Genomic DNA, 20745 nt, shown 5'->3' on the forward strand with positions numbered 1-20745 from the left:
CATCTCGCTTGATCGGAACCGGGCGTAGTGAGCCGTTTTGCGCCTTGGGATTTCCGTCATGGCCTTGCTATAAAGCGGCCGCGTGGAAACAACGATCGGACGACGCGAATGGCTCCTGTTGCGGATTCGACCGAAGCGCGTGGATCGGCTGAAGCCGGGCAACCACGGCGCTTTCCGTTTCGTCTGGCGGCCCTGGCGACAGTCTGCTGCATCGTTGCGGCCGTGCCGGCGCAATCGCAATCGCTTGGCGATCGTTTCAAAAGCCTGTTCGGCATCAAATCGCAGCCGGAGCGGGCGGCGCCGGCATCCGGCGCGACGGCTTCCGTGCCGGACGATCTCACCTGTCCGCCCGTGACCATCCGTTCCGGCGCATCGACTTATGCGGTAGGCCTGCCGGGCAAGCCGGCGAGCGGCACCGATCTCCGCTATCAGGCGACCATCGGCCAGACCGCGCGAGAATGCGACTACAACACCGACACGCATCAGATCGCGATCAAGGTCGGGATCCAGGGGCGGGTCATCGTTGGGCCGGCGGGCGCGCCGCCGACAGTGGAGGTGCCGTTGCGCGTCGCGGTGGTCGATGACGGCGTTTCCTCGAAAACCATCGCCACCAAGGCCTATACGGTTACGGTGAACGTGCCGAGCGACGACGGCGCGACCTACAGTTTCGTGTCGGACGACATTGCCTATCCGGCGCCGCAAGGCGCGGCCGCCGAGCGATACGTGTTTTATATCGGGTTCGATCCCCAGGCGCTGAAGCCTGAGCCGCGCTCGCGCGGCAGGCGAAGGTAATCAAGCGGGGTTGCGAGGCGCGTCGCGCCCGCGTCTGCCCGGCCGTTATTTTTCCGAACTCGATGGAAGCAAACTCGGGCTCGGCTCTTGCTTCGACGTGTTTTCTTGACGCGAACCGGTCGCCGTCCCCGCGTCATCATCCGCGAAAGCGGAATGATCCAGTATCTCAAGAGCCACGTGGTGAAAATCGCAACGGCTGCGGCGTACTGGATACCCGCTTGCACGGGGATGACGGCTATAGAGCGTTTTCGAGCGAAGGGACTACCGGTTCGCGTCAAGAAAACGCGTCAAAACAAAAACATAGAGCGCTTCTGATTCCATCAGAAGCGGAAAACTCAGTTCAGCTTGGCGCGAACTTCGCTGACGCCCTTGGCGAGCAGATCGTCGGCGAGTTGTCCCTTCACCGATCGCGACAGAATGGCGGACGCGGCGGCAACGGCTGCGTCGGCTGCTGCGGCGCGGACGTCGGCGACGGCCTGGGCTTCCGCCGAGGCGATCTTGCCTTCGGCCGCCTTGGTGCGGCGTGCGACGAAATCCTCCATCTTGACCTTTGCTTCGGCCGCGATGCGTTCGGCCTCGGCTTTGGCAGAAGCGATGATGTCCTGCGCCTCGCGCTCGGCGCTGGCGCGGCGGGCTCTGTAGTCGGCGAGCAGCTTGGCGGCTTCGTCTTTCAGGCGGCGCGCATCGTCAAGCTCGCCCTTGATGCGCGCGCTGCGACGATCGAGCGCGGTCAGCACGGTGCGATGCACCCCGACGTAAGCCAAGATGCCCATCAGAATCAGGAAGGCTATGGCAACCCAGGTTTCCGGCTCGGCGAACATGGTCTCGTCATCCCTTCATCGAGGCTTCGACGGCACCGTCGACGAGTTTGCGGTCAGGCGTTGCGCCGGTCAGTTGCTGCACGATAGCCATTGCCGCATCGCTGGCGATGCCGCGGACATTGCTCATCGCCGCCGCGCGCGTCGAGGCGATGGACTTCTCGGCGTCGGCGAGCTTGACGGACAGGCGTCCCTCGAGAGTCTTGCGCTCGGCGTCGGCCTCGGCGTTCAGTTTCTCGCGGGTCTCGTTGCCGATCGCCTGCGCACGGGTCCGCGCGGCCGCGAGTTCGGCCTCGTAGGCCTTCAACGCGGCGTCGGACTCGTCTTTAAGCTTTTGCGCCTGCGCGAGATCACCGTTGATTCGGTCATGGCGGTCGTCGATGGTCTTGCGCACGCGCGGCAAGGCCAGCCGTGACGAGATCAGATAGAGCGCAACGAACGCGATCGTCAGCGACACCAGTTGGGACGCGAACGTGTCCTTCTGGAACGGCGGAAACGGGGCCTTGTGGCCGCCGTCGGCTTCGGTGTGGGCCGTCGCGCCCTGTGCGTTGCCATGACTCTCAGCCACGGACCTCTCCTCTGCGGTCGATCGGGACCCGGTTTTTTCGGGTCCCGTCAGCCAGTCAGTGATCTTAAAGAGCGAACAGCAGCAGCAGCGCGATCAGCAGCGAGAAGATGCCGAGCGCTTCGGTCACGGCGAAGCCGAAGATCAGGTTGCCGAACTGGCCCTGGGCGGCCGACGGATTGCGCACCGCCGCGGCCAGATAATTGCCGAAGATGATGCCCACGCCGGCGCCGGCGCCACCCATGCCGATGCAGGCAATACCAGCGCCAATATACTTCGCGGCGATCGGATCCATAGAACAAACTCCTTGCTGAGGCTCGTGAGAGTGATTTTGAGAGGTTGCGGGAACCGGTCCTAGTGACCGGGATGGATAGCATCGTTGATGTAGATGCAGGTGAGGATGGTGAAGACGTAGGCCTGAAGGAATGCGACCAGCAACTCGAGCGCGGTCAGCGCCACGACCAGCGCCAGCGGCAGCGCGGCGCCGAATACGCCGACGATGCCCATGGCCCCCAGCATGGTGACGAAGCTGGCGAACACTTTCAGCGTGATGTGGCCCGCCAGCATGTTGGCGAACAGACGCACGCTGTGCGAGACCGGGCGCGACAGGAAAGAGATCACCTCGATCACCACCACCAGAGGCAGGATCACGATCGGAATTCCAGAAGGCACGAACAGTTTGAAGAACCTCAAGCCGTTCTTGTAGAACCCGTAGACCAGCACGGTAAAGAAGACGAGGAGCGCCAGAGCGGCCGTGACGATGATGTGGCTCGAGATCGTGAACGCATAGGGAATGATGCCGACCAGATTGGAGACGGTCACCAACATGAAGATCGAGAACACGAAGGGGAAGAACTTCATGCCGTCCTTGCCGGCGGTCGTGCGTATGGTGTCGGCGACGAATTCGTAGCTGATCTCGGCGACCGACTGCATGCGTCCGGGCACGAGCTTGCGGCCGGTGGCCAGCATCAGAAGCGACGTCAGCACCACGGCGAGCAGCATGTAGGCGGAGGAATTGGTGAAGGCGATTTCCTGGCCGCCGATATGGCCGATCGTGAAGATCTTCTCGATGTTGAACTGGTGGATCGGATCCATCATCCGCGTGCAACTTTCGGTCTGCCGGCAGGCCGGCGTTCAAGCAACTCAGTCTTCCGGCAGCCATCCGTCATCGGTCGGTCTGCTCGGGAACCACGCCCGCCGACCGCATCACGTTGATCACGCCGGCCGCGAAGCCGAGCAGGAAAAACACGATCAGTCCCCAGGGCGAGGTCGACAGCAAGCGGTCGAATCCCCAGCCGATCACCGCTCCGACGACAACGCCCGCGATCAATTCGGAGGATAGGCGGAAACCCCGCGCCATCGCTGACGCTCTGGCGGCTCCGTCTCCGCTTCCATCTCCGGATTGGTCAGTCTCATTCGCGCGGGTGCCTCGAAGCCGGGACAGCCGCTGATCGAGATTTCCGAGCCTTGCGGAAAGCGCAGCTTCATCGGGAGTCGAATGCTCGCGATCTCCATTCTCGCTGCTGTTTTTGTCCGTGCCGTCAGCCATGCTCTCGACACCCGACACCAACGCCCGCGATCTCAGGAAATAACGCCCGTTACCCTCAAAAGCCGCGCGGACCATACTGACGGCCACAGGTCAAGTCAAGATTGTGCCGCAACAGCCTATATCGTTGAATTAGCTGATTTTATTTCAAAAAATCGAACCGGCTGCGCTCAGTTGCCGCGCTGCGAAAGCGGACTCGCGGAACCGGACGGCTGCTTTCGCTTCACGGCGCGGCCGGGACAAACCGGAAGCCGGCGGCGGACAGTCGCGGGCGTTTTGTGTTTTTGGCTCGATCGGCATCGGGCACGGCGGTCATGCGAAGCTCCATGAACCTTGTAAGACATTATAATATAAGTAAAAATTACTCCTCATCGGTCCAAACTGCGCGGTTCGCCCTTGTCGACGGCGGTCAAGGGCGAGCGCCGGTTGCGGAACGGCCTGCCGATGCGTTGAAATCCGGCCTGTGCGTCCTATAGTTCGAAGGCTGCCGTGACGAAAACGACGGCCCGGCGTCGAAGCAATCGGCATTGACGGAGCAAGAGCATGAGCGCAGCGACGCCGCTTCCTCGACTGCTGCGGATTTCCGCGACTGCCGCGATGCTCGGTTGCCTCTGCGCACCGGCGCTGGCGCAAGGGCCGCCGGATACGGAGAAGGGTCGCTATACCCTGACGCCGATGAGCGGCGGCTTCATCCGGCTGGACACGCGCACCGGCGTGGTTTCGCACTGCGCGGACAGGGGCGGCGGCTGGGCCTGCTATGCCTTGCCGGAAGAGCATGTCGCGCTGGACAAGGAAATCGGCCGGCTGCAGGCGGAGAACCAGCAACTGAAGGCGCAGCTCGCTGCGCGCGATTCGGCTGTCGGCGGCAAGACTCAGAAGGTTTTGCCCAAGGAGGAATCGCCGAAGCCGGGCGAGCTTGGCGCCGCCCCAAAGGCCCACGGACCGAAATCCGCCGACGCCGAGCGCAACAGCATCGAGGTTCCGCTGCCAAGCGATCGCGACATGGATCGCATGATGTCGTTCGTCGAGCGCGCCTGGCGGCGGCTGCTCGAAATGGCCGCGCGCGTCCAGCGCGATCAGTCCGGCGGAATCTAATCGGCGCTCAAGACGATTCGATTTAATGCGCAGAGTCCCGGCCACGGGGCCGATGATCGCAAGCCGACCGCGACGATCTGACGCAAACATCTTGCATCTCTGCCGGAACTCGAACTGGGCGAACCGGTTTGCCCTTCATCCATCACAACGAAGGGAAGAATCATGCGCCTGTTGAGTATCCTTGCTGCCGCGCTCGTGGTGAGCGTTGCGTCACCGTCGATTCAGCCTGCGGCAGCCGCGCCTTTGCTGGCCGACCGGTCGCTCGCGGCTCCCGCGGGACTGCAGCCGGTTCAGTACTGGCGCCATCATCATCACGGGTGGCATCACCATCATCATGGGTGGCATCGGCATCACGGGTGGCGGCATGGTTACTATGGCCCGGGCCCGATGATGGGCGGGCTGGCGGCTGGCGCAATCATCGGCAGCGCCATTGCAGGAAGTCAGGCGCGTGCCGCGGACGGCGACGCCTATTGCTTCCGCCGCTTCAAGTCCTATGACCCTGCCTCCGGGACATATCTTGGTTACGATGGCAATCGCCATCCCTGCCCGTAGCTGGGACGAGGGCGAACCTCGTCCGGCGCGACGGTCCGGCTGCTTCGCGCAGCCGGACCATTTTCGTTTCGGGAAATTGCTCCGGGATCGACCGGGATCGGGCCGGGCCGTTAACGCCATCACATGATCCGCGGCATTGCGTCTTGCAAGACAGGTTCGCGCGGAGGACAATCAGGGTTTCGGAGGTACGCACCCGGCCTGGGATCGCAATGAACGTGAACGCCTGGCAAGCCCACGGATTCAATGACCGCTTCAGACAATACCCATATCGTGATCGCCGATGACCATCCCTTGTTCCGCGACGCGTTGCGGCAGGCGATTGCGAGCATCGTGCCGGCGAAAATCAGCGAAGCCGGCACGTTCGAGGAATTGACGGCGCGGCTGGAACAGGAAGCCGCCGACGTCGATCTGATCCTGCTCGACCTGTCGATGCCGGGGATCAGTGGGTTTTCCGGACTGATCTATCTGCGCGCCCAGTATTCGGCGATTCCGGTGGTCGTGGTGTCGGCCAGCGACGACGTCGGGACGATCCGCAGTTCGATGGATTTCGGCGCCTCCGGATTCATCCCCAAGCGGCTCGGAGTCGAGGCGCTGCGCACGGCGATTCTCAAGGTCATCGAGGGTGATATCTGGATTCCGCCCGATGTCGATCTGTCCGCCGCCGCTGATCCGGAGATGGCGCGGTTGCGCGACCGCCTCGTCACGCTGACGCCGCAGCAGGTCCGCGTCCTGATGATGCTGTCCGAAGGCCTGCTCAACAAACAGATCGCCTACGAGCTTCGCGTGTCGGAGGCGACCATCAAGGCGCATGTCTCCGCGATTCTGCAAAAACTCGCGGTCGAGAGTCGCACCCAGGCGGTGATTGCCGCGGCAAAGATCGCCGGCGATCAGTGGCGTCAGAGCGAGCCGTCCGCGGGTTGATGACAGCGGGATGAGGAAAAGTGCGGAGCGGTTTTCCGCCCGTACCCATATCTGGAGCAGATTTCGATCGGATCGGACCACCGTGCGGCTGCGGGTTCGCCTCTCCCAAAAGGGGCGTTTGCGCCCGTCTTCGACGCTCTAGAGCGTTTTCAAGCGAAGTGGCTACCGGTTCGCTTAAAGAAAACGCGTCAGATCAAGAACATAGAGCCCCGCTTCTGATTCCACCAGAAGCGGAAAGGCTCTAGAGTCTGTTTCAACTGCGTTGAATCAGACTCGTCGCTTGTCTTTTTGTTTGAGCATGATCTTTTCCGAAAACCGGTTTCCACTTTTCGGAATCATGCTCTAACTCGCTTTCGGCTTCGAGACGGCTGCAGTTCTCGGACGCTTCGCAGGGCGTGAGCGGTCGTGTGTGGCCACGCCCTTCATCTTCTTTTTCTTTACGTCGATCTTCTTCACCTCCGACGCCGCCAGCCTGGCGCCGCGATTGTGCTTCGCATATTCCTCGCCGTCGATCGGCGCGACATGCGGCGGATCCCTGCCGTGATACGGACGCCCGAGTCCGAATTCCTTCCCGTGCGCATCAATCCACTTCCAGAGTTTTTCCGAGGAAGCAAATCGCTGGTCGCGCGTTCTGCCCTCGACGCTCACCACATCGGCTGCGAGCCCATGCCCATAGCCGCCACGCAAGCTACCGCCGTGATACGACCTGTTGTTCGCCGCCTTGAGGCCGCTTGCGATCGACTGGCGATAGTCGTCACGGAATCCGCTGGTGATGCCGGGCGAAAGGCCCGCCGCCTCCGCCGCATGAAGCATATGAAACAATTTCAGCTTGAAACTCCGATCCATGCCGCCGATCACATAGTCCATCATCGGCATGCCGGCGCGTTCCGCCGCCTTCGGATCCTTCCACCCGAAATCCTGATCGACGAGCCTGGTGAAGGCTCTGGACACAGTCACCCTCTTGCCCTTCCGTTTGACGGTCAAGTGTCTCCATTCGCGTGTTCTGACAGTATCTTCCTTGGGCGTGCGTTGATAAAGCGTCCACAGATAGCGATCGACGCAGATGTCCACGACCAGGCACGGGTCGACGATCCCGACGGACTTCGCGGCTTTGGCGGCATCGACGGGTTCGACGTCCGATGGGTTCGCGCTTGCGATTTGCACAGGCGCCGGTTCGGTTGGCGACCCATCCGGCGCATGGCTCGCTTCAACAACGGACTTCGGCACGCGCGGAACGGCCGGTGCGTGGGCGACATCTCCCGCAAGCGATTGCGGCGCCGCACCGGTGGTCTGGAGTCCTTCCGGCCCCGCCGCGAGCAGGCCGAAAATTCCGATCGTCAAAATGACGGACAGCAACGCGGGCGTCAGCGCTGAAAGTTGCCGCGGGTTCATCATTCCAGCCTCGTCGGAACCGGATTACATAGCCGAAGATGCGGATGCGACAATTGTTCCGGCAAGGAAATAGTCGCGCAATGGCGCGAGCGGGCAGATCGTGTCCTTTTTCCGGAAGTGTTGCCTGTACGCAACAGAAACCGGGCTTGCGAACGCTGGCTGTCCGTTTTGCGCCCATTTCAGTTGCAAGCATCCTTGGTCCTCGCGAGTCGGATATGTGAGGCTGGTCTCGGCAGCGGACATGCGCCGCAACGGGGAATGGAATGGCGAAGCGATCGACGTCGGCGAAATCAACCGTGGCAATGCGCCATTGGGGGCGTTCAGCCGTCGTGATGTTTGCGGCCATCGTGCTGATCGGACCGATCGCCGACGCAACCGCGAAACAGGCGCGGCGCGCGCAACCCGCCGAAACAAGCGCGCCACGCGAGGCAGGCGAGCCGATCATGGCGATCGTGTCGCTCAAGAGCCAGCAGGTCACCTTCTATGACGCCAATGGATGGATGCTGCGCGCGCCGGTATCGACAGGCGTCAAGGGGCGCGAGACGCCGGCCGGGGTCTTCGCCGTCGTCGAGAAGGACAAGGACCACCACTCGACCATGTATGACGATGCCTGGATGCCGAACATGCAGCGCATCACCTGGAACGGCCTCGCCTTGCATGGCGGGCCGTTGCCCGGCCATGCGGCCTCACACGGCTGCGTGCGAATGCCTTACGGCTTCGCGGAGAAGCTGTTCGACAAGACCCGGATCGGAATGCGCGTGATCATCTCGCCGGACGATGCGGCTCCTGTTGCATTTTCCCATCTGGCGCTATCGCTCTTTACGCCGAACGCGGAGGCTATCGCAGCCGCTCCGGCAAAGGCCGAGACGCTCTCGCGCGAGGCCGCGGACGCTGCCGCGACGGCCGACGAGGCCAGGAAGGCGGCTGCGGCGGCGGTCCGCGAGTCGGCACAACTCGCGGACGGCCTGCGCAGGCTGGCACGGCTCAAGACCCGCGCCGACGCCCAGCTCTTATCCGCCGACAGGGCGCTGGCCGCGGCCAAGACCGATCAGGCGAGGGCGAAGGCCGAGGACCGCAAACAACAGGCTGCTGCCAGGGCAGCGGAGTTGGGGACCCGGCTCGACACCGCCAAGGCGGACGCATCATCAAGGCTCGATGCAGCCAGCACCGCAAGAGAAGCGGCCAGGGCGGCTCAGGCAAAGAAGGCCGACGCCGCCAGGGCGGCGCTCGACGCGAAACTCGTGCTCGAGCCGGTCTCGATCTACATCAGCCGCGCGACGCGGATGCTTTATGTCCGGCGCAACACGCACAAGCCGGCCCCGGACGGGGGCGGTGAGGTGTTCGATGCGACCCTCAAGGTCCCGGTCACGATCCGCGATCCCGGCAAACCGCTCGGCACGCACGTATTCACGGCGGTGGCGCGCACCGACGCGGGCCTGCGCTGGACCGCGGTCACGATCGAGAATGGAGATGATGCCAAAGACGCGCTCGACCGCATTGCCTTCCCGAAGGAAGTCCTCGATCGCATCGCGCCGACCGCAGCGCCGCGATCTTCGATCGTCGTCTCCGACGAGCCTTTGAGCGAGGAGACCAACTATCGCACCGAGTTCGTTGCGGTGCTGAGCGACCAGCCCCAGGGCGGCTTCATCACGCGCAAGCCGAGCGAGGTTCTCGCGGCGGACGACAACGGCTGGGTCAACGACAACCGACAGGACGACGACGGCTTCGGCTTCTTTTTCCAGCGCAATCCGAATCCGCAACCACACAATACGCGCCGGGGCGGCGGCCGGTTCTTTCCTCCGATGCAACAAGGCTGGTGGTAAGACGTAACACGCCGCGCGATAGCGCGTTTGAACGGCGCAGCACTCGATGATTTTGATTTGACGCGTTTTCTTGACGCGAACCGGTAGCCATCCTCGGGTTAGGCCCGAGGACATGCTTCGCTTGAAAACGCTCTAAGTGAGATAGATCAGCAGCCTCGCCGGATCGCGCGTAAAGGTGGCATGAAGGTCGGGAATGGCTGATGAGCCGATGCCTGGCCTGGGCGAGAATTTTTGATTTTGGTTTGAGATGGGACTGCTGCTTGATGCGTTTTCCGACATCGCAGCGCTCGCCGCGACGGAGCTGAGCGAACCCGCGCCTACGGATTGATTTCAGGCTCGACAAGTCTCGTGAGCTTGCAAAGGGATTCCTGCCAGCCGAGATAACAGGCCTCGGCGGGAATCGTATCCGGCACGCCCTGCTGTTCGATGTTGATTTCTGTGCCGAGCGAAACAGCCTTCAGGATCACCGTGACCCTCATCTCGCCGGGCAAGTGCGGGTCATCGAACTTGTCCGTGTAGACGAGACGCTCGCCCGGAACGAGTTCCAGATACGAACCGCCAAAGGAATGACTTTTCCCGGTGGTGAAATTCCGGAATGACATTCGGTGATTGCCGCCGACTTTCGCATCAAGTTCGTGAACGGTGCAGGTAAACCCGAACGGCGGGGAGCCAGCTTGCAATCGCATCCGGTTCGAGGAAGGCGCGGTAGAGCTTCTCAGGCCTGGCGGCAATGACGCGATGCAGACGGATCGTGTTGGGCATGATGTCTCCCTGCGGTCCGGCTTCATCAAAGTTGTTCGATTGTCTCCTGGAGACTTTCACTGGGACCCAGACCGCTGTGCGCAAAGGCGGGTTGGAGCCCCATTGCTCTCCGCTCAGGGTCAGCTTTTTGCCGGCTGTTCGCGTTCGCGCAGGTAATCGTCGGTGGTGCGCGGCGCCGGGCGCTCTGAAACACCGGCAAACGGGCTGAAGCCATCCTCGCTCATGGTGATGACGCGACAGTCGGCGCACATGCGGATGGCGGCGACGCGTTTGTCGGCGTTGGGATACATCCAGTGCCGGCCCTCCAGCTTCGCCGCGACCCGGTCGATGGTGCTTTTGACGCCGAACGGCTTCTGGCAGCGAATGCAAAGCGCCGGCTCTTCCTCCTTGAGCGTGCGCGCGGGCGCCGTGGCGGCGCGGAAGTCGATTTGCGGCACCAGTTTGATGACCTTTTCCGGGCACGTCGCCTGGCACAGACCACATTGCACGCAGGCATCCTCGGCGAATCGAAGCAGCGGCCGTTCCGGATCATCGCGCAGTGCGCCGGTGGGGCAAACGGAGACGCAGGACAGACAGAGCGTGCATCCTTCGACATTGACCTCGAGGGTGCCGAACGGCGCGCCATCGGGAAGCGCGATCACATCGACCGGCGCCGGCGCCACCCGATGCAACTCCTGCAATGCGAAACGCAGAACGTCGCGCGGCCTGCCGACCGTCCTGAAGCTCGCCGGATGCTGGACGGCAGCGGCCGGCGTGATGCCGTACAGCGCCGCGCCGAGCGCATCCGGGTCGTCGGTTTCGATCGTCGAAACACGAGGGCCGTGGAGCCCGAGCCCCGCGAGAATCGTCTCGGCCAGCGCCATCGTTTTGCCAAGCCCGACGCTGGCGTGGCGGGGTTTTGCCCGCAACAAGACGCGCAAGCCGGCGGCGCCATAGGCGAAGGCCGCCACAATCGCTTCCAGTCCGACCTGCGTCACCTCATTGACGCCGAGCGGCAGCACGTTGGCGGGAAGGCCCTCGCCGTAACGCGCGAGCGCCTCGATCAATGGCGCGCCATGCTCGTCATCGTGCAGCAACACGATGGCATCGGCGCCGCCGGCTCCATGGTAGGCCATCAGCATCGCGCGCAATTTGTGAAGCAGCACATCCGCCGGAGGCAACGTATAGGATGCGGCCCCGGTCGGACATGCCGCGGCGCATTGGCCGCATCCGGCGCAAACTTCCGCATTGACGATGACATGGTCGCCGTCGGGTGTGATCGCGCCGGTGGGGCAGAGATCGAGGCACCGCCGGCATCCGACGATATTCGAACGCGAATGGGCGCAAAGCTCCGCGGTGAAGTCGATGTAGCGCGGCTTGTCGAAGCTGCCGACAAGATCGCGGGCCTTGAGCACCGCGCGCAGGACCGCTGCCGCATCCCGGGGATCGGCCCGCACGTAGCCGTCGCGCAGATCGTGCGCCGGAAACAACGGAGCGCCGCCGGTGAGATCAAGGATGAGATCGCAGCGCGAGACTGCCCCGTTGCGCGGCTGTTCGAATATCAGCCTGTCGCGTGAAGACGGCCGGGCCAGCGCGTAATCGTCGACCGTCAATTCAAACGCACCGAGGTGGCCCGTCGCTGCGCGGATGGTTCCTTGCGCGATCGGAAACGTGGCCACGCCGGGCGGCTCCAGCGCCTCCGGCTGGCTGAGCAGGACAGTCACGTCGAGTTGATCAGCCAGCAGGTTCCCGGCCTCGATCGCGCGTTCGTCCCGGCCATAAATCAGAATGATGCCTTCGCTCGACAGGCTGACCAGCGGAAAGTCCGGCGAAGGTTCGGTCGCAACCGCGAGCAGCGCGGCCATTTTGGGACCCGCGTTGTCTCCCTGCGCGGACCAACCCGCGGTTTCGCGCACGTTGACGAAACTGACCGGAATGTCGCGCTCGCCGGCCAGTTCCGAAAACAGCGGCGCCTCCTGGGTACAGCCCACAGTCAGCGCGGCGCCGTCCTGCAGGGCATCGCGGAATCGTTCCACCTCGGTCCGGCACATGTGACGAAAGGTGGAAACCTCGGCATTGGGGCACGCCTTTCTGACCGCGGCCGAATCCAAGCGCATCGTGTCCTCGCACGAGCACATCAGGATTTTCCGGGGTCGATCCGTCATTGTTTCTCCCTGTGCTGTCGCAGCCACGGGACTCGCATCGGAAGCTGGGAGCTTATAATTATATGGGAACGAATGAAAGTCGCCGGAGATCGTCTTGCCGCCGACCATGCGCGTCCGCGCTCCCTTCGAACAGGGTCTCGATCTGCCGCCGCCGTTTACGCCGGTCGGGCTGCGCGAGCGTTTCGATGCATTCACCCACGCGGTCGATATCGCCTCGCAATGCGGCGCCGGCACGCTGGTCCATGTCGGCCGTTTCGACCTCGCGGAATTCGCGGTGGTTCTGGAACCGGATGAACCGTTGCGCACGGCGCGCCGCGCGCTTTACGCCGGCATGGTCGCGTTGAGCGACGCCCTCGTCGCCGGCGCGCCTCCGGGAAAGCTGGTGACGATCGAGTGGCCGGACGTCGTTCGCATCGATGGCGGTCTGATCGGCGGCGGGCGTCTGGGATGGCCGGAAATGACGAGGGAAGACGAACGCCCGGAGTGGCTGGTGTTCGGTGCCATGATCCGCACGGCGTTGATGTCGGGGGAAGAGCGGGGCGCGCATCCGCTGGCGACGTCGCTCGAGCAGGAAGGGTTCGGCGATGTCGGCGCGGCAAGGCTGACCGAGGCTTTTGCGCGTCACCTGATGACGGCATGCGATGTCTGGCAGTCGGATGGATTTGACAGCCTTGTACGGCAATTCGTGCAACGGTTGCCGCGCACGCCGGGCGTCATTCACGAGATCGCCGAAAATGGCGATCTGCTCGTGCGCCGGACAGGCGACGCGGACGCCGTGCGCTGCGCGTTGCTGCCGGCGTTGAAATCGCCGTCGTGGCTTGATCCGGATACGGAAGGTCCGCGCCTGTGAAGCTGCTTCGCACAGTCGCGCTCGATCCGTCGGATACATTCGTGTTCGATCCGCCCGCCGAGCCCGGCGAATGGGCGGTGCCGGGCACCTTCCGGTTCTGGAGCGATGACCCGGCGGCGCTGCAGGGCAAGGCGCGCTCCGCGTTTCGCAGCGGATTTCTCGGCTTGCAATCCTGGGGCTGGTCGACCCTCGTTCAGGTCGTGGACGTGAAGGATGGCGAGCGCGATACGGTCGTGGACCTGCTTGCGCACCGTCTGGTCGAGCGGCTCGGCGCGCCCGACCTCGCCGTCGCGCGAGCAGCGGCCGAGGACGAAGTCGCTTTTGCCGAATCGCTTTGCAGCGAGCCGGCGGGCATCCTCATCGCGATCCGCCGCACGATGGAGGGCGGCGAGATCCGCGAAGCGTTCCGCGCGCTGCGGTCGCGCGGCGGATCGCAACCTCATCGCGCGTTCTCGTTCCTGGAAGTCGATGACGAACAAGCGGCGGAGGAGATCGATCTGGCCGGCGCCTTTCTAGGGCGTGAAAGCAAATGAGGGATTTCTGGATATCCTGCGGCCATCATCTGCTCGACCGCGCACCGGGCGGCGGGTTGGCCGTGACCGACGAATTTCTCAAGGCTTATTTCATCCGGCCCGAATTGACGCCGCCGACGGATGCCTGCGTGCTCGAGCGAAAATTGCATGAGGCGCTGCTGGCCGAACCACGACGGCCGGTTGACGCGGCCGACATTTCCGCAATCGCCGATCCCGACGCGCGGGAAAACTGGCGGTTCGTGCTGGCGTTTCGCGAGCTGCTGTTGCGCCATCCGACGCTCGAGGCCGCCTATCTCGCCTTGATGCGCGGCGGGCCGGTGAGCTTGCCGCCGCTGTTCGTCAATCAACTCGCTCACGTCATCCTGCGCAACGCGCTCGATGGCTGCGACGATCCGTTCGTCTTGCGAGCCGGCGAAATGTTTTTCCGGCCGCAGCGGATCATGATGAATCAACAGTCCTTGATAGCGGCCGACGAGGAATGGATCGCGAGCGCGCATCCGCAGTCCGTTGCGCCGCTGCTGTCGTTGCTGGACATGGCCGCTGACGCCCAGATCGAGATCATGGACGACGCGAATGCCGCCAGCTACTGGCGTCGCAGCGATATGTTCGACCTCGGGCTGGATCTCTCGGCCGCGGGATGCGGTCGCGCAGCCCTTGCGGAAGCAATGACCCGCTGGATCAGGCATCTACTCGCTGTCGATGTGACGATCGAGCCGGTCGCGGAACTGCGCGACGCAGGTTTCACCTGGTACGTCGGACTTGACGCCGAGGCGACCAAAATCGGCGACCGGCTCTGGAATGACGGATTCCTCGACGAGGGCATGGCCGGTCGCGTCGTTGCGCTTTTCCAGCTTGTGTTTCCGGACCATGCGGCCATCATCGACGGGCGGGTGAACGAGCCGGTTTATCTGATCTTGGCGGCATCGCCCGATCGGATTTTGCGCATGAAACCGCAGAACCTGGTCACCGGGCTGCCCATCAGGCATCTGGAGGCCGCGAGTTGAGTCCTGCCGCATTACCGCTTGTGAGCATTCCTGTCGGCGTGGTGATCGAACGCCGCGCGGCGGCATCCGCCTGGACCGATTTTATCTGGCGCGCGGTCGGCGTGCTGCCCGACGCGCCCGACCTCGCGCCATGGACGCGGCTGCACGCCGAGGCGGACAGCACGCTCTATTATGCCGGAAGCGCCGCGATCGATCTCTACCGCTCGGAGACCGCGCGTTATCGCGAAAACCTGGCTTCCGGTTCGGCCAGCATCTGGGTGATCCTGAGTCCGTCCGAAGGTTCGTGGCCGTATGCGGTCACCGCGGTCACGGCCGACTCCGCCGAGGGCGAGAGCTTCACCGACGCGTCGACCAATCTTGTCGAACCGGTGCCGATGCCGGATGTCATCCGCAGCGCCATTGAACGGTTCATCGCCGAACACCACGTCGAGAGGGAAGAGTTCGTCAAGCGCAAGCGCGGTCGCGCCGATCTCGAAGCGTTGGCGCGACGCGGTCGCGGAGGCCGGGACGAATGACGGACGAGGACTTCCTGAGCCGCTGGTCGCGCCGCAAACGCACGGCGAACGCGCCCGCCCCCTCCGAAGCGCCTGCTACCGGGTTGGAGGAGGCGAAGGACGAGAATGTCCCGCCGTCTTCGACCGGCGCGGCGGATCCGGTCGAGGAATTCGATCTCTCGACGTTGCCGCCGCTTGAGTCGATCTCGGCGACCACCGACGTCACCGCGTTCCTGCGCAAGGGCGTTCCGCCGGCATTGAGCCGGGAGGCGCTCCGCCGGGCCTGGATCGCCGACCCGACCATCCGCGACTTCGTCGGGCTCGCCGAGAATGCCTGGGATTTCAACGATCCCGATGCGATGCCGGGGTTCGGTCCGCTGGACTATTCGCCGGAAGAGTTGCGCGATCTGGTCAGCAGGATCGTCGGGGGCGTTGGGCGCGCGGCCGACGACATCGCAGAACTTGCCGCGCCGCATGAGGGTACCGATCAGGCTCCGTCGGCGCGGGCTGAGCGCGATCGGCTGCCGGGCGAGGTCGATATGCCCGCCGCGGCGGCCGGGCAAGTCGCCCACGAGGTGGAGCATCACGAGCCAGGGCATGTTGCGGTGCCAGATGCCAACCCTGCTCCGCAGGAACGGCAGGATGGCGCTCAAGGCAGCGCTGATGTCTCCCCGGCGGTTCGTCGCACCCACGGCGGCGCATTGCCGAGATAGGGTTTCGACCAAAGATATAGGCCGATCCTATAGTTGGCGGTTGACGACCGCCGGCGCACGGGCCTAGTTTTTTAACCGTTCCAAAGAGTAAAGACGCGTCTGGGAACGCTCGCTCGGGAAACAAAATATGCGCGATGCGGGATTAAATCGGGCAATTCAGGTGGCGGGCGGGCAGGCCGAGCTTGCCCGCAGAATAGGCATTACGCAGCCCTCGGTCTCGAGCTGGAACAGGGTGCCCGCGGAGCGGGTGATCGCCGTGGAAGCCGTAACCGGCATATCGCGCATCGAACTTCGTCCCGATCTTTATAGCGAGCTGGCCGTGGCTGATGACGTTGACGACGTTAATATCGGTCGTGCTCGGGAATATGCGCTGCTTTCCACGCTGCTCTCGCGCGCCCCTTCGGAGACCTTGCTCGCACAGATCGCCCGGCTGCGCGGCGATGCGACGCCGCTTGGGTCGGCGCATGCCCGGCTGGCGGACGCGGCATCGACAATTGCTCCCGCAGTCGTCGAACGCGAATATTTCGACCTGTTCCTCGGCCTGGGACGAGGCGAATTGCTGCCCTACGCATCGTTCTATCTGACCGGCTTTCTCAACGAACGTCCGCTGTCGCGCCTGCGGCAGGATCTCGCCACGCTCGGCATCGAGCGCGTCGAGACCAATTACGAGCCGGAGGATCACGCGGCAACGCTGTGCGAGATCATGGCTGCCCTGGCGGGCGGCCGCATTCCGGCCTCCGAAGATGCTCAGCGCCTGATGTTCGAGAAGCATATCGCGCCCTGGATGGGACGTTTGTTCTCCGACATGGAGAACGCCGCCGCCGCCAATTTCTATCGATCGGTCGGTTCGCTCGGCCGCCTGTTTCTGGAAATCGAGGCGGCGGCCTTTACGCTCACCGATTGAGCAGCAAGCCACGGGAGGACTCGCGATGAAGAACGACAACAATGATGGCAAGGCAGCCGTCGGCCGTCGTGGTTTCCTGCGCGGGGTCGGCATCGGCGCGCTGGGCGTCGGCGCGATGGCTGCAGCGCCGCTTGCGACTCCCGCCATGGCCGATAGCGAGACCAACGACGAGAAGCGCAAATCGCGCTACCGGGTGACCGACGACGTCAAGGCGTATTATCGCGTCAACCGCTATCCGGGCTGAAGGAGGCTGCCGTGCTGATCAAGAGAGCGCAGCGACAGAATGCGCAAATCGCGCGCGGCGGTTCGGCTCTCGCGACGCCGGCCGAGCATGGACAAGGCTTCGACCGCCGCACGTTCCTGCGCCGTTCGGGTCTGGCCGCCGGCGGCCTTGCCGCGTTGAGCACGCTGCCGCTCGGCGCCGTCCGCAAGGCCGAAGCGGCGGTGGTCGCGGGGCCGCTGACCTCGGGCGCCACGGTTCGCAAGAGCGTGTGCACGCATTGCGCGGTCGGCTGCACCGTCACCGCCGAGGTGCTGAACGGGGTCTGGATAGGCCAGGAGCCGAGCTGGGATTCGCCGATCAATCGCGGCTCGCACTGCGCCAAGGGCGCCTCGGTGCGCGAACTCGTCCATAACGAGCGCCGCCTCCGCTACCCGATGAAACTCGTCGACGGCCAATGGACGCGCGTTTCATGGGAGACGGCGATCGACGAGATCGGCAACAAGCTGATGCAGGTCCGCGAGACGTCGGGCGGCGATTCGGTCTATTGGCTCGGCTCGGCGAAGATGACGAACGAAGGGTCGTATCTGTTCCGCAAGCTCGGTGCGTTCTGGGGCACCAACAACACCGATCACCAGGCGCGCATCTGCCATTCGACGACCGTGACCGGCGTGGCCAACACCTGGGGCTACGGCGCGATGACCAACAGCTTCAACGATATCCGCAACTCCAAGACCCAGATCATCATGGGCGGCAATCCCGCCGAAGCGCATCCGGTTTCGCTGCAACACCTTCTTGAAGGCGCCGAACTGAACAAGGCGAATGTCGTCGTGATCGATCCGCGCATGACGCGGACCGCCGCGCACGCCACCGAATACGTGCGGCTGCGGCCGGGAACGGACATTCCGGTTCTGTACGGAATGATGTGGCACATTCTCAAGAACGGCTGGGAAGACAAGGAATTCATCCGGCAGCGGGTTTACGGCTTCGACGATCTCCGCAAGGAAGTGGAGAAGTGGACTCCGGAGGAAGTCGAGCGCGTCAGCGGCGTTCCGGGCGCGCAGCTTGAGCGCGTCGCCAAGATGTTCGCGACGGAAAAGCCCGCGACCTTGATCTGGTGCATGGGACAGACCCAGCATACGGTCGGCACGGCGAACGTGCGCGCGAGCTGCATCGCGCTGCTGCTGACCGGCAACGTCGGCAAGCCTGGCACCGGCGCCAACATCTTCCGCGGCCACGACAACGTGCAGGGCGCGACCGACGTCGGGCTCGATATCGTGACGCTGCCCTTCTACTACGGCCTGGCCGAAGGCGCCTGGAGGCACTGGTCGCGAGTCTGGGAGGTCGATTACGACTATCTGCGGTCGCGTTTCGACGACAAGAAATCGATGGAGACGCCCGGCATTCCGCTGACGCGGTGGTTCGACGCGGTCATCCTTCCGAAAACCGACGTGGCCCAGAAGGACAATGTGAAGGCGGTGTTCGTGCAGGGACACGCCAGCAACAGCATTACCCGGATCCCCGAATCATTGAAGGGACTGAAGGCGCTGGAATTGCTCGTCATCGCCGACCCGCATCCGACCACCTGGGCTTCGCTGGCGGTGCAGTCCGGCCGCAAGGACGGTGTCTACCTTCTGCCGGTCGCCACGCAGTTCGAATGCAAGGGGTCGCGCGTCGCCTCGAACCGCTCGCTGCAATGGGGCGAGCAGATCGTGAAGCCGACTTTCGAATCCAAGGACGACCTCGAGGTGATGTATCTTGTCGCCAAAAAGCTCGGCTTCGCCGACAAGCTGTTCAAGAACATCAAGGTCGAGAACAACCTGCCGGTGGCGGAGGACATCCTTCGCGAGATCAATCGCGGGAGCTGGTCGACCGGCTATTGCGGCCAATCGCCGGAACGCCTCAAGGCGCACATGAAGAACCAGCACAAGTTCGATCTGGTCACCATGCGGGCGCCAAAGGACGATCCGGAAGTCGGCGGTGACTATTACGGTTTGCCGTGGCCGTGCTGGGGTTCGCCCGAGGTGAAGCATCCGGGCACCCCGCTGCTCTACAACACCAATCTCGCAGTCATGGATGGCGGCGGCTGCTTCCGTCCGCGTTTCGGACTCGAGCGCGAGGAGAAACTGCCCGATGGCAGCACCCGCAAGGTCAGCCTGCTCGCGGATGGATCCTATTCGAAGGATTCGGAAATCAAGGACGGTTATCCTGAATTCACGCTGGCGAGCCTGAAGAAGCTCGGCTGGGACAAGGATCTGACCGAGAGCGAGATGGCCACGATCAACAAGGTCAATCCCGCCAAGCCGGATACGGTGTCGTGGTCGCTCGATCTTTCGGGCGGCATCCAGCGCGTCGCGCTGATGCACGGCTGCGTTCCCTACGGCAACGGCAAGGCGCGCATGAATGCCTTCGGCCTGCCGGACCCGATCCCGGTGCATCGCGAGCCGATTTATTCGCCGCGTGTCGATCTGGTGTCGAAATATCCGACGTTGCCGGACGCCAGGCAGTTCCGTTTGCCCAATATCGGCTTCTCCGTGCAGAAGGCCGCGGTCGAGAAGGGAATCGCCAAGCAATTCCCGCTCATCCTCTCCTCGGGTCGTCTGGTCGAATATGAGGGCGGCGGCGAGGAGACGCGGAGCAATCCGTGGCTGGCCGAATTGCAGCAGGACATGTTCATCGAGATCAGCATCGCGGACGCGGCCGAACGCGGCATCAAGGACGGCGGCTGGGTCTGGGTGACGGGCGCCGAGAACAATTCGAGAGCGAAGATGAAGGCGCTGGTGACGGAGCGGGTCGGCAAGGGCGTGGCGTGGATGCCGTTCCATTTCGGCGGCTGGTACGCAGGCGTCGATCTGCGCGGCAACTACCCGAAGGGGGCCGATCCGATCGTGCTGGGCGAGAGCGCCAATACGATCACGTCCTACGGGTATGATCCCGCGACGGGCATGCAGGAACCGAAGGTCACGCTCTGTCAGATCGTCGCGGCATAAGGAGCAACAGCCATGGCCCGGATGAAGTTTCTCTGCGACGCCGATCGTTGCATCGAATGCAACGCTTGCGTCACCGCGTGCAAGAACGAGCACGAGGTGCCGTGGGGGATCAACCGGCGGCGCGTCGTGACCATCAACGACGGCAAGCCGGGTGAGCGCTCGGTCTCGATGGCCTGCATGCACTGCACCGACGCGCCATGCGCCGCGGTGTGCCCCGTGGACTGCTTTTACACCACGGAAGACGGCGTGGTGTTGCACTCCAAGGATCTTTGCATCGGCTGCGGCTATTGTTTCTATGCATGTCCGTTCGGCGCGCCGCAGTATCCGAAGGTCGGCAACTTCGGCTCGCGCGGCAAGATGGACAAGTGCACGTTCTGCGCCGGCGGGCCGGAGGTCGACGGCTCCAAGGCTGAATACGAAAAATACGGAGCCAATCGTCTTGCCGAAGGCAAGCTGCCGCTGTGCGCGGAGATGTGCTCGACCAAATCGCTGCTCGCGGGCGATGGCGATGTGATTGCGGAAATCTACAAGGAGAGGGTGACGAAACGGGGATATGGTTCCGGCGCATGGGGTTGGCAGACAGCCTACCGGGAAAACATTGCGTCGTGATTGGCGGGAGGAAGCGGC

General features: G+C 63.6%; 21 protein-coding genes and 1 pseudogene. 14 read left to right on the forward strand and 8 right to left on the reverse strand.

Features of this window, described 5'->3' with window-relative positions; translation table 11 throughout:
- Window positions 1-108 precede the first annotated feature (108 nt).
- Window positions 109-792: a hypothetical protein gene (locus tag ACMDCM_RS15095; protein ID WP_412774315.1), complete on the forward strand. Its 684-nt coding sequence runs from the start codon at window positions 109-111 to the stop codon at window positions 790-792.
- 335 nt (window positions 793-1127) lie between these two features.
- On the opposite strand, the gene ACMDCM_RS15100 is transcribed toward ACMDCM_RS15095, so the two are convergent.
- The 5 genes from ACMDCM_RS15100 to ACMDCM_RS15120 all read right to left on the reverse strand — a co-directional run bounded on the left by ACMDCM_RS15100 (window position 1128) and on the right by ACMDCM_RS15120 (window position 3724).
- On the reverse strand, window positions 1128-1613 hold the full coding sequence (locus ACMDCM_RS15100) for a F0F1 ATP synthase subunit B family protein (RefSeq protein WP_412774316.1): 486 nt from the start codon (window positions 1611-1613) through the stop codon (window positions 1128-1130).
- 7 nt (window positions 1614-1620) lie between these two features.
- Window positions 1621-2178, reverse strand: a complete 558-nt coding sequence (locus ACMDCM_RS15105) for a F0F1 ATP synthase subunit B family protein (RefSeq protein ID WP_412774317.1) — start codon at window positions 2176-2178, stop codon at window positions 1621-1623.
- A 64-nt stretch (window positions 2179-2242) separates the two neighbouring features.
- Window positions 2243-2470 (reverse strand): F0F1 ATP synthase subunit C, encoded by a 228-nt coding sequence (locus tag ACMDCM_RS15110; protein ID WP_009796340.1) that lies wholly within the window; start codon window positions 2468-2470, stop codon window positions 2243-2245.
- Window positions 2471-2529: 59 nt separating this feature from the next.
- The gene (locus ACMDCM_RS15115; RefSeq protein ID WP_412774318.1) at window positions 2530-3273 is read right to left on the reverse strand and encodes a F0F1 ATP synthase subunit A; all 744 of its coding nucleotides are present in this window, start codon (window positions 3271-3273) and stop codon (window positions 2530-2532) included.
- Between the two features lie 67 nt (window positions 3274-3340).
- A complete protein-coding gene (locus ACMDCM_RS15120) occupies window positions 3341-3724 on the reverse strand; it encodes an AtpZ/AtpI family protein (protein WP_412774319.1) in 384 nt (127 codons plus the stop codon).
- Between the two features lie 540 nt (window positions 3725-4264).
- On the opposite strand from ACMDCM_RS15120, the gene ACMDCM_RS15125 reads away from it, so the two are divergent.
- The 3 genes from ACMDCM_RS15125 (at window position 4265) to ACMDCM_RS15135 (ending at window position 6289) form a co-directional block, all read left to right on the forward strand.
- Window positions 4265-4816, forward strand: a complete 552-nt coding sequence (locus ACMDCM_RS15125) for a hypothetical protein (protein ID WP_412774320.1) — start codon at window positions 4265-4267, stop codon at window positions 4814-4816.
- Between the two features lie 162 nt (window positions 4817-4978).
- Complete coding sequence (locus ACMDCM_RS15130) at window positions 4979-5368, forward strand: BA14K family protein (protein ID WP_412774321.1); 390 nt, start codon at window positions 4979-4981, stop codon at window positions 5366-5368.
- Between the two features lie 243 nt (window positions 5369-5611).
- Window positions 5612-6289 (forward strand): response regulator, encoded by a 678-nt coding sequence (locus ACMDCM_RS15135; protein WP_412774322.1) that lies wholly within the window; start codon window positions 5612-5614, stop codon window positions 6287-6289.
- Between the two features lie 342 nt (window positions 6290-6631).
- On the opposite strand, the gene ACMDCM_RS15140 is transcribed toward ACMDCM_RS15135, so the two are convergent.
- On the reverse strand, window positions 6632-7684 hold the full coding sequence (locus ACMDCM_RS15140) for a peptidase M15 (protein ID WP_412774323.1): 1053 nt from the start codon (window positions 7682-7684) through the stop codon (window positions 6632-6634).
- Window positions 7685-7944: 260 nt separating this feature from the next.
- Between ACMDCM_RS15140 and ACMDCM_RS15145 the strand changes: the two genes are divergently transcribed.
- Window positions 7945-9504, forward strand: coding sequence for a L,D-transpeptidase (locus ACMDCM_RS15145; protein ID WP_412774324.1), 1560 nt, complete (start codon window positions 7945-7947; stop codon window positions 9502-9504).
- 317 nt (window positions 9505-9821) lie between these two features.
- On the opposite strand, the pseudogene ACMDCM_RS15150 reads toward ACMDCM_RS15145, so the two are convergent.
- Window positions 9822-10266: pseudogene (locus ACMDCM_RS15150) on the reverse strand (SRPBCC family protein).
- 119 nt (window positions 10267-10385) lie between these two features.
- Entirely contained in the window at window positions 10386-12362 is a 1977-nt protein-coding gene (locus tag ACMDCM_RS15155; RefSeq protein ID WP_412774770.1) for a 4Fe-4S dicluster domain-containing protein, read from the reverse strand.
- Window positions 12363-12516: 154 nt separating this feature from the next.
- On the opposite strand from ACMDCM_RS15155, the gene ACMDCM_RS15160 reads away from it, so the two are divergent.
- From ACMDCM_RS15160 to fdh3B, 9 genes are all read left to right on the forward strand, one after another.
- Complete coding sequence (locus ACMDCM_RS15160; protein ID WP_412774771.1) at window positions 12517-13260, forward strand: biotin/lipoate--protein ligase family protein; 744 nt, start codon at window positions 12517-12519, stop codon at window positions 13258-13260.
- Window positions 13257-13793, forward strand: coding sequence for a DUF6505 family protein (locus ACMDCM_RS15165; protein ID WP_412774325.1), 537 nt, complete (start codon window positions 13257-13259; stop codon window positions 13791-13793). The genes ACMDCM_RS15160 and ACMDCM_RS15165 overlap by 4 nt, the downstream gene beginning before the upstream one ends.
- Complete coding sequence (locus ACMDCM_RS15170) at window positions 13790-14797, forward strand: DUF6352 family protein (RefSeq protein WP_412774326.1); 1008 nt, start codon at window positions 13790-13792, stop codon at window positions 14795-14797. Before ACMDCM_RS15165 ends, ACMDCM_RS15170 begins: the two co-directional genes overlap by 4 nt.
- On the forward strand, window positions 14794-15312 hold the full coding sequence (locus tag ACMDCM_RS15175; RefSeq protein WP_412774327.1) for a DUF3305 domain-containing protein: 519 nt from the start codon (window positions 14794-14796) through the stop codon (window positions 15310-15312). Before ACMDCM_RS15170 ends, ACMDCM_RS15175 begins: the two co-directional genes overlap by 4 nt.
- Complete coding sequence (locus ACMDCM_RS15180; RefSeq protein ID WP_412774328.1) at window positions 15309-16004, forward strand: DUF3306 domain-containing protein; 696 nt, start codon at window positions 15309-15311, stop codon at window positions 16002-16004. The genes ACMDCM_RS15175 and ACMDCM_RS15180 overlap by 4 nt, the downstream gene beginning before the upstream one ends.
- A gap of 127 nt (window positions 16005-16131) precedes the next feature.
- Window positions 16132-16908, forward strand: a complete 777-nt coding sequence (locus ACMDCM_RS15185; protein WP_412774329.1) for a Cro/CI family transcriptional regulator — start codon at window positions 16132-16134, stop codon at window positions 16906-16908.
- Between the two features lie 25 nt (window positions 16909-16933).
- On the forward strand, window positions 16934-17152 hold the full coding sequence (locus ACMDCM_RS15190) for a formate dehydrogenase (protein ID WP_412774330.1): 219 nt from the start codon (window positions 16934-16936) through the stop codon (window positions 17150-17152).
- 11 nt (window positions 17153-17163) lie between these two features.
- Window positions 17164-20118 (forward strand): formate dehydrogenase subunit alpha, encoded by a 2955-nt coding sequence (locus ACMDCM_RS15195; protein ID WP_412774331.1) that lies wholly within the window; start codon window positions 17164-17166, stop codon window positions 20116-20118.
- Window positions 20119-20130: 12 nt separating this feature from the next.
- A complete protein-coding gene (fdh3B, locus tag ACMDCM_RS15200) occupies window positions 20131-20727 on the forward strand; it encodes a formate dehydrogenase FDH3 subunit beta (protein WP_412774332.1) in 597 nt (198 codons plus the stop codon).
- The last annotated feature ends 18 nt before the right edge of the window (window positions 20728-20745 follow it).

The sequence above is a fragment of the Nitrobacter sp. genome, from assembly GCF_047149785.1.
In the GTDB taxonomy this organism is placed as follows: Bacteria; Pseudomonadota; Alphaproteobacteria; order Rhizobiales; family Xanthobacteraceae; genus Nitrobacter.